General features: G+C 54.9%; 13 protein-coding genes. 4 read left to right on the top strand and 9 right to left on the bottom strand.

Annotated elements, in window-relative coordinates; translation table 11 throughout:
* Nucleotides 1-83: 83 nt before the first annotated feature.
* Genes cysA through ACMYSP_RS19065 form a run of 4 tightly spaced genes read right to left on the bottom strand, consistent with a single transcriptional unit; the run spans nt 84 to nt 3,892 of the window.
* Nucleotides 84-1,178: a sulfate/thiosulfate ABC transporter ATP-binding protein CysA gene (cysA, locus tag ACMYSP_RS19080; protein ID WP_434583604.1), complete on the bottom strand. Its 1,095-nt coding sequence runs from the start codon at nt 1,176-1,178 to the stop codon at nt 84-86.
* Entirely contained in the window at nt 1,168-2,043 is an 876-nt protein-coding gene (gene cysW, locus ACMYSP_RS19075) for a sulfate/thiosulfate ABC transporter permease CysW (RefSeq protein WP_123755321.1), read from the bottom strand. The genes cysA and cysW overlap by 11 nt, the downstream gene beginning before the upstream one ends.
* On the bottom strand, nt 2,043-2,876 hold the full coding sequence (gene cysT / locus ACMYSP_RS19070; protein ID WP_174507727.1) for a sulfate/thiosulfate ABC transporter permease CysT: 834 nt from the start codon (nt 2,874-2,876) through the stop codon (nt 2,043-2,045). Before cysT ends, cysW begins: the two co-directional genes overlap by 1 nt.
* Nucleotides 2,876-3,892, bottom strand: coding sequence for a sulfate ABC transporter substrate-binding protein (locus tag ACMYSP_RS19065; RefSeq protein WP_123755323.1), 1,017 nt, complete (start codon nt 3,890-3,892; stop codon nt 2,876-2,878). Before ACMYSP_RS19065 ends, cysT begins: the two co-directional genes overlap by 1 nt.
* A 438-nt stretch (nt 3,893-4,330) precedes the next feature.
* Between ACMYSP_RS19065 and ACMYSP_RS19060 the strand changes: the two genes are divergently transcribed.
* Both ACMYSP_RS19060 and ACMYSP_RS19055 read left to right on the top strand, forming a co-directional pair.
* Complete coding sequence (locus tag ACMYSP_RS19060) at nt 4,331-4,864, top strand: tetratricopeptide repeat protein (protein ID WP_434583603.1); 534 nt, start codon at nt 4,331-4,333, stop codon at nt 4,862-4,864.
* A 41-nt stretch (nt 4,865-4,905) separates the two neighbouring features.
* The gene (locus tag ACMYSP_RS19055; protein WP_434583602.1) at nt 4,906-5,721 is read left to right on the top strand and encodes a hypothetical protein; all 816 of its coding nucleotides are present in this window, start codon (nt 4,906-4,908) and stop codon (nt 5,719-5,721) included.
* Between the two features lie 103 nt (nt 5,722-5,824).
* Here the strand turns inward: ACMYSP_RS19055 and ACMYSP_RS19050 are convergent, their stop codons facing one another.
* The 4 genes from ACMYSP_RS19050 to ACMYSP_RS19035 all read right to left on the bottom strand — a co-directional run bounded on the left by ACMYSP_RS19050 (nt 5,825) and on the right by ACMYSP_RS19035 (nt 8,369).
* Nucleotides 5,825-6,724, bottom strand: a complete 900-nt coding sequence (locus ACMYSP_RS19050) for a Dyp-type peroxidase (RefSeq protein ID WP_434583601.1) — start codon at nt 6,722-6,724, stop codon at nt 5,825-5,827.
* A gap of 146 nt (nt 6,725-6,870) precedes the next feature.
* Complete coding sequence (locus ACMYSP_RS19045) at nt 6,871-7,446, bottom strand: RpoE-regulated lipoprotein (protein WP_434583600.1); 576 nt, start codon at nt 7,444-7,446, stop codon at nt 6,871-6,873.
* A 61-nt stretch (nt 7,447-7,507) separates the two neighbouring features.
* Nucleotides 7,508-7,957 (bottom strand): DUF2919 domain-containing protein, encoded by a 450-nt coding sequence (locus tag ACMYSP_RS19040; RefSeq protein WP_434583599.1) that lies wholly within the window; start codon nt 7,955-7,957, stop codon nt 7,508-7,510.
* Nucleotides 7,944-8,369, bottom strand: a complete 426-nt coding sequence (locus ACMYSP_RS19035) for a GNAT family acetyltransferase (RefSeq protein ID WP_434583598.1) — start codon at nt 8,367-8,369, stop codon at nt 7,944-7,946. The genes ACMYSP_RS19040 and ACMYSP_RS19035 overlap by 14 nt, the downstream gene beginning before the upstream one ends.
* A 211-nt stretch (nt 8,370-8,580) precedes the next feature.
* Here ACMYSP_RS19035 and amiA point away from each other — a divergent pair, with 211 nt between their 5' ends.
* Nucleotides 8,581-9,456 carry an N-acetylmuramoyl-L-alanine amidase AmiA gene (gene amiA, locus ACMYSP_RS19030; protein WP_434583597.1) on the top strand — a complete coding sequence of 292 codons (876 nt, stop codon included), beginning with the start codon at nt 8,581-8,583 and terminating at the stop codon, nt 9,454-9,456.
* Nucleotides 9,453-10,352, top strand: coding sequence for an oxygen-dependent coproporphyrinogen oxidase (gene hemF, locus ACMYSP_RS19025; protein ID WP_434583595.1), 900 nt, complete (start codon nt 9,453-9,455; stop codon nt 10,350-10,352). Before amiA ends, hemF begins: the two co-directional genes overlap by 4 nt.
* A 26-nt stretch (nt 10,353-10,378) precedes the next feature.
* Here hemF and maeB read toward each other — a convergent pair whose 3' ends face one another.
* The gene (gene maeB / locus ACMYSP_RS19020; protein WP_434583594.1) at nt 10,379-12,658 is read right to left on the bottom strand and encodes an NADP-dependent oxaloacetate-decarboxylating malate dehydrogenase; all 2,280 of its coding nucleotides are present in this window, start codon (nt 12,656-12,658) and stop codon (nt 10,379-10,381) included.
* Nucleotides 12,659-12,845 lie beyond the last annotated feature (187 nt).

The following is a 12,845-nucleotide window of genomic DNA, read 5'->3' as shown; positions in this document are numbered from 1 at the left end:
TCTCCGGAGTTCGACGCTCTGCGTCTTATCCGGGCACCACACCCTGCCGTTGTCGGAACAGCGATAAACTAGCGATTAAGCTATCAGGCTGATTCCGCCAGAGCAAGCGCCTCACGCGCTTCGATACGCTCGTTACCGTTATAGAGTCGTGCATTCTGTAAGCCCACGAACAGACGTTCGCCGCGAGAAGGTGCGTCTTCGCCCGGCAGTACCACGGTCAGCGGTTCGTCGTACCAGCCTAACGGCTGCACCACTAATTGGGTGTAGTGGCCTTTCGGACTGGCCTCCAGTACCTGCACTGGCAACGGGGAATCGAGGCTGGTTCGACGACTGATATCCACTTCCCAGGGACGCAGGAACAAATCGACCGGCCCCTGGTAGCTTGGCGTATAGCCCAACGGCCAGCGATGGGCACCCACATGGAACTGACCGCCGCGGATAGTGCCTTTCAGGCGGTTCACTTCGCCCATAAACTCCAGCACAAAACGGGTGGACGGCTCGCGCCAGACTCGTTCAGGTGCATCGGCTTGTTCAATATTGCCCTGGCTCATGACCACCACGCGGTCAGCGACTTCCATCGCCTCTTCCTGGTCGTGGGTCACAAACACGCTGGTAAACTTCAGCTCTTCATGCAGCTGGCGCAGCCAGCGGCGCAGCTCTTTACGCACCTGCGCATCCAGCGCGCCGAAAGGCTCATCCAGCAGCAGAATCTGTGGCTCAACAGCCAGCGCGCGCGCTAAGGCCACACGCTGCTTCTGCCCGCCGGAAAGCTGGGCTGGATAACGGTCAGCCAGATGGGCCAGCTGCACCATTTCCAACAAGCGGGTGACTTTCTGTTTGATCCCGGCAGCGTTTGGACGTTCACGACGCGGCAACACCGTCAGGCCAAAAGCGATATTTTCGAACACCGTCATATGACGGAACAGCGCGTAGTGCTGGAACACGAAACCCACTTTACGGTCACGGGCGTGTACCCGGCTCACGTCGGTACCGTGGAAACGAATATGGCCGCTGGACTGATTCTCCAGCCCGGCGATAATCCGCAGCAGCGTGGTTTTCCCGGAACCGGATGGCCCCAGCAGCGCGACCATCTGCCCGGAAGGAATATCCAAAGAGATATCGTTCAGCACCTGAGTGCGGCCGAAAGATTTCTTAATATTAACGATCTCAATGCTCATGATTCCCCTCCAGTTGCGCGCGTTTTTCCTGATTGGCCAGACGCCATTGCAACATACTCTTTAAAAACAAGGTCAAAATAGCCATTAACGTCAGCAAAGCTGCGGCGGTAAAGGAACCTACGGTGTTGTAATCCTGCTCGAGCAGTTCAATTTGCAGCGGCAGGGACAGGGTTTCACCGCGGATCGAGCCTGATACGACCGATACCGCACCAAACTCCCCGATAGCGCGGGCGTTCGTCAGCACCACACCATATAACAGCGCCCAGCGGATATTCGGCAGGGTAACCCGTCGGAACATCTGCCAGCCGGAAGCGCCAAGCAAAATCGCTGCTTCATCTTCGTTACTGCCCTGGCTCATCATGACCGGTACCAGCTCACGCACCACAAACGGACAGGTAACGAAAATGGTCGCCAGCACCATGCCAGGCCAGGCAAACATCACCTGCAGGTTGTGCTCATCCAGCCAGCCGCCTAGCGGACCATTCGAACCGTAAAACAGCAGGTACACCAGGCCGGCAACCACCGGCGAGACGGCGAACGGGATATCCAGCAACGTCAGCAACAGCTGGCGGCCCGGGAAGGTAAAGCGCGTCACCAGCCACGCCAACAGCGTACCGAACACCAGGTTTACCGGCACGGTAATCAGCGCAATCATCACCGTCAGCCAGATAGCGTGGAGCATGTCCGGGTCGGCCAGGTTATGCAGAACCGGCATCAGCCCTTTGCTGAAAGCCTGAACAAAGATGTACACCATCGGCACAATCAGAATGAAGGCGGACACCAGCATCCCGGTACCAATCAGAAACCATTTACCCCAGTTAATACGGGGCGCGTCATAACGCTTCAATTGAGTCACTTCCGCCATTAATGACCTACCACACGTCGACCAAAGCGACTTTGCAGGGTGTTGATGGAAAACAGCAGCAGCAGCGACGCCGCCAGGATCACCGACGCAATGGCGCTCGCTGCCGGGTAATCAAACTCCTGTAAACGTACGAAAATCATCAGCGAGGTGACTTCGGTTTTCCACGCGATATTGCCGGCGATGAAAATAACCGCGCCAAACTCGCCAAGGCTGCGGGTAAACGACAGCGCAATCCCCGCCAGCAGCGCCGGTGAGAGTTCCGGCAGCACCACTTTACGGAAACTCTGCAAACGCGTTGCACCCAGCGTTTCCGCCGCTTCTTCGTATTCCGGGCCAAGCTCTTCAAGTACCGGCTGTACCGTACGCACCACGAACGGAATGCTGGTAAAGGCCATCGCCACCGCAATACCGAGCCAGGTGTAGGTCACTTTGATATCAAACTTCGCCAGCCACTCGCCGTAAAAACCATTGACCGAAAACAGCGAAGCCAGCGTCAGGCCCGCAACCGCCGTCGGCAGCGCGAATGGCAGGTCCATTAGCGCATCCAGCAGCGTGCGGCCAGGAAAACGATAACGGGTCAGGATCCAGGCCATCAGCAGGCCAAACACACCGTTAAAAATGGACGCCACAAACGCTGACAGCAGCGTGACTTTATAGGCTGCGACCACCTGCGGGTTGGTCACCACGTCCCAGTACTGTCCCCAGGTCATCTGCGCCAGCTGCATCACCAGCGCGCTCAAGGGAAGCAGCAAAATCAAACACACAAACAGCAGGCTGGTACCGAGGCTAAGGGTAAACCCCGGCAGCACGCGCTTAGAAGCAACTGCAAACATTACTTACGCCCCGCCGCCAGCAGTTTGTCCAGCTCGCCGCCGCTGACAAAGTGCGTTTTCATCACCTGCGGCCAGGAGCCAAACTGATCTTCAACACGGAACAGTTCGGTCTGCGGGAACTTATCCTTCAGAGAGTCCATCACTTTCGGGTTGTTCACGCGATAGTAGTAATCGGTAATGATGGTCTGGGCCTGCGGGCTGTAGAGCCAGTTCAGGTAGGCTTTCGCCGCCTTCTCGGTACCGTTCGCCTTCACGTTTTTATCCACCCACGCGACCGGGAACTCCGCCAGAATATTGACCTTCGGCACTACCACTTCAAAGCCCTGATCTTCATACTGTTTACGGATATTATTCACTTCCGATTCAAACGTAATCAGCACATCGCCCAGCCCGCGTTCCACGAAGGTCGTTGTCGCACCGCGACCGCCGGTATCAAACACTTCGACGTTTTTCAGGAACTGAGTCATGAACTGTTCGGTTTTGGCTTTATCGCCACCGTCGGCTTTATCCGCAGCCCCCCACGCGGCCAGATAGGTATAGCGCGCGTTACCGGAGGTTTTCGGGTTCGGGAAAATCAGCTTCACGTCCGGGCGCACCAGGTCACTCCACTGGTGGATCCCTTTCGGGTTCCCCTTACGCACCAGGAATGCCATGGTGGAGTAGAACGGCGAGCTGTTGTTCGGCAGGCGGCTTTGCCAGTCAGCGGGAATCAGGTTGCCTTTGTCGTGCAGGATCTGCACGTCCGTCACCTGGTTATAGGTCACCACGTCGGCTTTTAATCCCTGCAGGATCGCCAGCGCCTGTTTGGAAGAGCCAGCGTGGGACTGCTTAATGGTCAGCTTATCGCCGCCGTTATCTTTCGCCCACTGCTGTTCAAACGGAGGGTTCAGGGCCGCAAACAGCTCGCGAGACACATCGTACGAACTGTTCAGCAGTTCTGTCGCCTGAGCCTGCGCAACCAGCAGCATGGAAGCAGCCAGTGCCAGATATCCTTTGTTCAGTGATTTAACCGCCATTGCGCACCCTTATCAGTTTGATGACTTTCTTATAGCCATAATATTTATAACGGGTATGAAAGGAGTAACGGTTTTATATACCGTTTGGCGATTTGGAAGTCGAAAAGGGAATAAGGCCTCGCCTTTGCCGACCGCGAAAGCGCCGTTCGCGCCTGGCATTGCACACCAGACAGGGTCTGCTGGCCACTGAACGCATCCGCCAGGCATACCGACGTCGACCAGGAGCAGGTATCGCCAATACGTTCTTTCCTATAAAAAATATCATTTTGAATATTATATTCAAATAACAAACGACCAAATATATACACCACCTAAATAACAAAACGCCATTATCTTGATGTAATCCGAAAACACCCTGCTTTTATTGTGACCCCATGACGCCCATGATAGCGTGCAAAATAAAATAAGCGACCGGATACTTCAATGGATGTGTCATGCATGAAAATTAGAAACTTAATTATTATTTTTATTCTTTTCTTATCAGCATGTAGTAGTGAAAAAAAAGATAATTCAACTGTTGAAGTCTGTCAGGGAAGCGTTTGTCATATTCAGGATAAAAATGCCGTTATTGCAACCACCGGGCGGGATGAGAAACAGCAATCCCCAGAGGCGTCCTACCAACAGGCATTACGTTATTTCCGTGGTGATGGCGTCGGGCAGGACAGTTATCTGGCGATTAAATCCCTGACCCGTGCGGCCGAAGGCGGCCACCATCAGGCGCAGAAGGCGTTAGGCGAGATATATCTCTACGGCATGGAAGAGATGGGAAGCGATCCCTCCCAGGCTGCACGCTGGCTTGCGGCGGCGTCGGTTGACGGCAGTGCCGAAACGGCAGAATTGCTTAAGATTGCTCGCGATGAAAAACGTAATGAGCATGAAAAATACGAACTGAACGAACGGCGAAAGTATTTTTATCGCTTCCTGTACCATTCCCACTTGTATCACCCACCGATAATAATAAGAACATATTAATACAACACTGCAAATCACCCTTATAAATATATATGGAAATAATGATGGTAGAAAAATACATTAAACCTTTATTCTTAATTACCGCACTGGCTGGCCTGGTGGGTTGTTCAAATATCACTACGGGTAATCAGAAATATGGTGTATCCGGCGCAGCAGCGGGGTCAACAAGCGCCAACGCCGATAGCAACCTGGAACACTGCAGTTCCCCATTGGGCACTCTGGCTATTGATGACGGGCGTAATGCCGATTGGTTTGGTCAATTTGGTAGCGCCACCAAAATTACCAGTATTGAACCTCTGTTACGCATCGCTGTACAACAGTCTAACTGCTTCGTTATCACCTCTATCGGTAACCAAAAAACGGATTCTCGCCTCTCAAACATCACCGACAAACAACGTAATTCAGGTGAGTATCGTGCCGGCTCTAAACAGCAGAAAGGACAAAGGGTAGCCGCAGATTACTTCCTGGAGCCGCACATCGTTATTGATAATTCAGCCGTTGGCGGCCTGGCTGGAAGCCTTGGCGGCCTCTTCGGTAACAGCATAATCAGTACTGTAGCGAGCAGTGTCCAGATGAAGGCATCCGTCGTTACGCTCAGCCTGTTCGATATCCGCTCGTCGGTGCAAATTGCATCAGCAGAGGGAAGCGCCACGGCCACCAATTACGGTGCCGCTCTCGCGGGGTTTGGCTCCTCGGCGGGCGGTGCTTTAGGCGGGATCTCCAGAACACCAGAAGGTAAAGCGACCGTTGCGGCCTTCCTGGAATCCTATAACAACATGGTTATCGCATTACGTAACTACAAAGCCAGCGAAGTGAAAGGCGGCCTTGGTCGCGGCGGTACTCTCAAGGTTAACTAATCTCGCTTATCCGGCGGCCCCCTCTCTGCCGGTTAATCTCCAGAAGCAATGAAGCCGATCGTTTTGATCGGCTTCATTTATTCAGACATCGGTAACGTAACGATTACAGCGCCTGCAGACGATCCAGAGACGGCGCGAAGTAGTAACCACCGGTCACCGGTTTGGTAAAGCGCAGCATGGCATCACGCTTACCGTCAGTATCGCCAAACATGCTCAGCAGCTGCTGTTCGATGTTATAGATCCGCGCGCAGTAAGCGCAGAAATAGAGGCCATGGGTGCCGCTGGCGGTCCCGTACGGCAGGCTCTGACGCACGATCTTCAGCCCTTTGCCGTCTTCTTTTAAGTCAACGCGACTCAGGTGCGAGGTAACTGGACGCTCGTCGCCATCAATCTCTTCGTTGGCTTCTTTGGTGCGGCCAATCATCATTTCCTGATCCGGGACGCTCATCCGGTTCAGCTGCTTGAGGTTATGCTCCCAGCGTTGCACAAACACGTAGCTACCGCCGGCGTCAACGCCGTCTTTAATGATGGCTACATCGCTGCGGGTCTCAAGGCCTGCCGGGTTTTCAGTACCGTCGACAAAACCGCTCAGGTCACGCTCTTCAATCCAGCGGAAACCGTGAACCTCTTCCTGCACGTCAAGCAGGTCGCCGAAAGCGGCCATCGCGGCCTGTGCCACAGAGAAATTCACCTCATGGCGCGCGGAAAGGATATGAATCAGCACATCGTACTGCGTGGATGGTGCCAGGCCTTTGCCATATACCGGGAAATCTTTCAGCTCTTCGGCACCGACGCCGCCGCTCAGCTCACGCCAGACGTTATGGCCAAAGGCGACCACCGCACCCAGTTGGGCATCCGGGTATTGCGTTTGAAAATGCGCTAATTTATCAACAAACACGCGGCTGGCTGTGCGCAGGGCGTTGATATCCCCTTTAACATTGGCTTCAATCCAAATCGCCGCACGGCAATGTTCCGGCAAAATGCCGCTCTGAACCTGAGACATCGCTCCTCCTGAAATGATACAACCCCAACGCTGTGGGACTTTTTTACCCGTCATACTTCACGTTGGCTTTCTGCAACGCAACGTATTCAGGCTTTATCGCCCTATTGTACCCGTTTTTTAGCAGAGCCATGTCTCTTCAGATCAATTTAGCGTTGCCAGATAATTTTGCTGACTTTCCAGTTTTTCAACGTGTCGTCTGACGGCATCAGTTCTTCCGGGCCGCTCCAGTGGCCAGTAAAGGCGTAGCTGATGTGCTGGCTGCCATCGGCTTTACACTCTACTATCGGGCCATTATCGTTCGCTCCTTTCTGACAGTTGCCAAAGGCTTTACTGTACAGATCGCTAAATGGCGTCCCGACCTGCACGCCGCTCGCGGTTTTAATCTCACTATCGCGCACTTCGACACGGCTAACGGTTCCGGCATCGCCATTAATCGTCATGGCAACGTTGTCGCCTTTCAGTGCTTCATAGTAGCGAACGATATTGCCGCTGGCGGTTTTCATGCCGCTGCGCAGACGATAGCTCCCGCCGATGGCGTCGCTGATAGCCTGTTCATTCAGCGGCGTTGACGCCGTCAGGCCACCTACGCCTTGCTCGGTCACTTCCATGGAAGAACCAAACCAGTTCCATGGATAGGCCGCAGACCAGTTAACGGCACTCATGGTGGAACAGCCGGTTAATGCCAACGGTAAGGCGCAAAGAAGTAAACGTAGCGATTTCATGACACAGTCCTTTCTTGTTAATTTGACCCACGTTGGAGTGCGGGATCGGCAAAAAGTGCCCTTAGAACTGCGCTTCCTGGAAACAGGCCTTCAGCCGACGGCTGGCTAGCAACCACCAGAAGGCGTACAGGTCAGTTAACAGCAGCCCGATAGTCAACATGGAAGGCGACTCACCGCTCATCCATAACAGCGGCTGCCAGACAAGCAGCAGAGCCTGAGAAAGCACCAGCAGCCAGCGCATCAACGGCCAGAGGCGAGGAAAACGCTGGCGCTGCCCGCTGACGATAAACGCCAGCACCGCCGGTATGCCAGGTAACAATCCTAGCCAGAAATTATCATGGTCGGGATAGAACAGATTGAGCAGTGCATCGCCTTGCTGACGCGAGGCGCCGGCCATGATGAACAGCACCCAGGTTCGCGCCTGCAGCAATAAAACGCACCAGAACAGAAACGGTAACCTGAGCCGCCCGTGAGCATCAAAATCGGAGGGGATAAACTCAGTATTCTTCATCTTCAATTAAACGCTTGCCCAGGCTGAGCACGTCCGCATATTCGTAACCAAGACGTTCGTACATGCCCTGCACCACGTCGTTATCTTCGCGAACCATGATATTAATTTTCGGGCAACCGCGGGCAATCAGCTTTTTCTCCAGGCGATTCAACAGCGCGTTGGCAATGCCGCGACCGCGATATTCCGGATGCACGCCGAGGTAATAAGCGGAGCCGCGATGACCGTCGTAGCCCCCCATCACCGTCCCGACCACCTGGCCGTTTACTTCCGCGACCAGAAACAGGCTGACGTCGTGGTTAACCTTACGCTCGATGTCCATTTCCGGGTCATTCCATGGGCGCAGCAGCTCGCAGCGCTCCCACAGCGTAATCACTTCTTCGAAGTCCTGCTGGCGAAAGACGCGTATCTCCATGGTATTCCCCATTATTTAGGCTTAAAAACAGCGATTATGGCGTGATTTTACCCGATAGCCAATATCAGGCGAAATGAACCGGAAAAAATGTCATACTATGACCTTGTCATGTATTGAAATGAAAAGTAAAACAATTCTTGTTTTGAATGGTCGTAACGGAAAACGCGATACGATATAACACCAGGTACCACTTGTTTGTAATTCAGGCCGAATGAGCACTTTTAAACCATTAAAAATACTTGCTTCGCGCCGCCAGGTGCTGAAAGCAGGGCTGGCTGCCATGACCCTTTCCGGGATTTCATCGCAGGTTAACGCCAAAGAACAGCCGTTGACGACGTCCAATGGACACAGTAAGCCCGCCGCGAAAAAATCGGGCGCTAAACGCATCGTGATGCTCGATCCCGGCCATGGCGGCATCGACACCGGCGCTATCGGTCACAACGGCTCCAAAGAGAAACACGTTGTCCTCGCGATTGCCAAAAACGTACGCAGCATCCTGCGCAGCAACGGTATCGACGCGCGTCTGACACGCTCCGGCGACACCTTTATTCCGCTGTACGATCGCGTCGAAATTGCTCACCAGCACGGTGCAGACCTGTTTATGTCGATTCACGCCGATGGCTTTACTAACCCAAGCGCGGCGGGTGCATCGGTGTTTGCGCTCTCCAACCGCGGCGCCAGTAGCGCCATGGCGAAATACCTTTCCGATCGCGAAAACCGCGCCGATGAGGTCGCCGGTAAAAAAGCCACGGCGAAAGACCATCTGTTACAGCAGGTGTTGTTTGACCTGGTGCAGACCGATACCATTAAAAACAGCCTGACGCTGGGCTCGCACATCCTGAAAAATATTAAGCCGGTGCATAAACTGCATAGCCGTAACACCGAGCAGGCCGCGTTCGTCGTGCTGAAGTCGCCATCGATACCATCAGTGCTGGTCGAAACCTCGTTTATTACCAATCCAGGCGAAGAAAAACTACTGGGCACCACCGCGTTCCGGCAGAAAATCGCCAGCGCGATAGCCTCGGGTATTATCAGCTACTTCCACTGGTTTGATAACCAGAAGGCCCACTCTAAGAGACGTAAATGAAGCCCGACGTAGAGCAGGTAAAACGCTATCTCCTCCAGCTGCAGGACCATATTTGCCAGCAGCTAAGCGCGGTTGATGGCGGTAAATTTGCCGAAGACAGCTGGCAGCGCGAAGGCGGCGGCGGCGGTCGTAGCCGGGTACTGCGCGATGGCGGCGTGTTTGAGCAGGCTGGCGTAAACTTCTCCCACGTACATGGCGACGCGATGCCAGCCTCAGCGACGGCACACCGCCCGGAGCTGGCCGGTCGCAGCTTTGAAGCCATGGGCGTATCGCTGGTGGTACATCCGCGCAATCCGTACGTGCCAACCAGCCACGCCAACGTGCGCTTTTTCATCGCCGAAAAACCCGGGGCCGATCCGGTGTGGTGGTTCGGCGGTGGCTTTGATCTGACCCCCTTCTACGGCTTTGCAGAAGATGCCGTTCACTGGCACCGCACCGCCTTCGATTTATGCGCCCCTTTCGGTGATGAGGTCTATCCGCGCTATAAAAAATGGTGCGATGACTACTTCTTTATTAAACATCGTAATGAACAGCGCGGGATTGGTGGCCTGTTCTTTGATGATTTAAACACCCCGGACTTTGACCACTGCTTCGCCTTTATGCAGGCGGTCGGCGATGGCTATACAGCGGCCTACCTGCCAATTGTTGAACGGCGAAAAGCCCTGCCCTACGGCGAGCGCGAGCGCAATTTCCAGCTTTACCGTCGCGGACGCTACGTAGAGTTCAACCTGGTGTGGGATCGCGGAACGCTGTTTGGTCTGCAGACCGGCGGGCGCACGGAGTCGATTCTGATGTCGATGCCGCCGCTGGTGCGCTGGGAGTACGACTACCAGCCAGAAGAAGGCAGCCCGGAGGCTGCCCTGAGTGACTTCATCAAAGTCAAAGCGTGGATTTAACGAAAGCCCCGATGGGGCTTTCTGCATTATAACGGCTGGGTTTGTGCTTCCACGACCGCCAGCGCCACCATGTTGACAATACGACGAACAGAGGCAATCGGCGTCAGAATATGCACAGGTTTCGCCACGCCCATCAGTACCGGACCCACGGTCACTCCTTCGGAACTGGAGACGCGCAGCAGGTTGTAGCTAATCCGCGCGGCTTCCATATTTGGCATGACCAGAATGTTGGCAGAGCCTTTCAGCGGGCTGTCCGGCATCCGCTCGTGGCGAATGCTCTCCACCAGCGCCGCATCGCCGTGCATTTCACCGTCAATCATCAACTCCGGCGCCCGCGCCTTCACCAGCTCCAGCGCTTCACGCATTTTGCTGGCTGACGGGCAGTTTGACGATCCAAAGTTCGAGTGCGACAGCAGCGCCACCCGCGGTTCAATCCCGAAACGACGCACGCTTTCCGCGGCCATCAGGGTGATTTCTGCCAGCTGCTCCGGCGTCGGATCGTTGTTGACGTAGGTGTCGGCAATAAAGGTATTGCCGCTCGGCAGCAGCAGCGCGTTCATGGCCCCTGCGGTGCTGACGCCATCGCGGTAGCCGAACAGCGGCTGCACCACCGAATAGTGGTCATGGTAGTCGCCGATGGTACCGCAGATCATCGCATCCGCTTCCCCGCGATGAACCATGATCGCCCCAATGACCGTGGTGTTAGCAATCACCGCCCGCTGTGCCTGCTCCTGGGTTACGCCGCGGCGTTTCATGAGCTGGTAGTACTCACTCCAGTACTCTTTGAAGCGTGGATCGGATTCGTTATTGACGATCTCAAAATCGACGCCGGCTTTGATCTGCAGGCCCAGCTTCTGGATGCGCATTTCGATCACGCTCGGACGGCCGATCAGGATCGGTTTAGCCAGCCCCAGCGATACCAGTTCCTGAGTCGCATGCAGGACGCGCGTCTCTTCGCCTTCCGCCAGCACCACGCGTTTAGGTTCTTTGCGCGCCTGGGAGAAGATCGGCTTCATAAACAGATTCGTTTTGTAGACAAACTCGCTGAGCTTCTCAATATAGGCATCGAAGTCGGCAATTGGACGGGTTGCCACGCCGGAGTCCATCGCGGCTTTCGCCACCGCCGGCGCGATCTTGACGATCAGGCGCGGATCGAACGGTTTCGGAATGATATATTCCGGGCCAAAGCTCAGATCCTGGTCACCATAGGCGGAAGCGACCACTTCACTCTGCTCCGCGTGGGCCAGTTCGGCGATAGCATGAACCGCCGCCAGCTTCATTTCTTCGTTAATGGCCGTCGCGCCAACGTCCAGCGCACCGCGGAAAATGAACGGGAAGCACAGGACGTTGTTCACCTGGTTCGGGTAGTCGGAACGACCGGTGCAGATAATCGCATCTTCGCGGACCTGCTTCGCCAGCGGCGGCAGGATCTCCGGCTCCGGGTTCGCCAGCGCGAGGATCAGCGGTGCGCGGGCCATCTTCTTCACCATCTCAGGGGTCAGGACTTTCGGACCCGAGCAGCCGAGGAAAATATCGGCCCCGTCGATCACATCATCCAGCGAGCGTTTGCCATCATCGTCCACCGCGTAGGCCGCTTTGGTTTCCGCCATATTCGGCTCACGGTCTTTATAGATAACGCCTTTGGAATCGCAGACCACGATATTGTGTTTCTGCATCCCCAGCGCCACCAGCAGGTTCATACAGGCGATAGCCGCTGCACCGGCGCCGGACACCACCATCCGCACGTCGGAGAGGTTTTTCTCCACCACCCGCAGGCCGTTAATGATCGCGGCGGTGCTGATAATTGCCGTGCCGTGCTGATCGTCATGGAATACCGGAATGTTCATGCGCTCGCGCAGCTTTTGCTCGATGTAGAAGCACTCCGGCGCTTTGATATCTTCAAGGTTAATGCCGCCGAAAGTCGGCTCGAGCGCCGCCACGACATCGATAAATTTATCCGGATCCAGTTCATCGACTTCGATATCGAAAACATCAATACCGGCGAATTTCTTAAACAAAACGCCCTTGCCTTCCATCACCGGTTTCCCGGCGAGCGCGCCGATATTTCCCAGCCCCAGCACGGCGGTGCCGTTAGAGACGACGGCAACTAAATTGCCGCGCGCGGTATATTTATAGGCGGCCAGCGGGTCCTTCTCGATTTCCAGGCACGGTGCTGCCACGCCCGGCGAGTAGGCCAGCGCCAGATCCCGCTGCGTCGCGAGAGGTTTGGTCGGGACTACCTGAATTTTCCCAGGAACGGGAAATTCATGGAAATCGAGGGCGCTTTGTTTCAACTGCTCATCCATTTTATGGTTCCTTTCACGTATCAGTCGTAGGGGGTGGTGCGTAATGGCTTCCAGGTGCCCACCCTGAGGTGGGCCTAGTATCTCGCCTGACGGCTTTTTAAACTTTGAACGCCGCCATACTCTGGCCATCACAAAGGTATATTTGTTATCGATTTATAACATTTATGTAACCTTATTTCGAAAGCAA

The sequence above is a fragment of the Klebsiella sp. R390 genome (genome assembly GCF_051131745.1).
GTDB lineage: Bacteria > Pseudomonadota > Gammaproteobacteria > Enterobacterales > Enterobacteriaceae > Klebsiella.
Note: the sequence above shows the minus strand (reverse complement) of the source record. Positions and strands in the feature narration are given on the sequence as shown.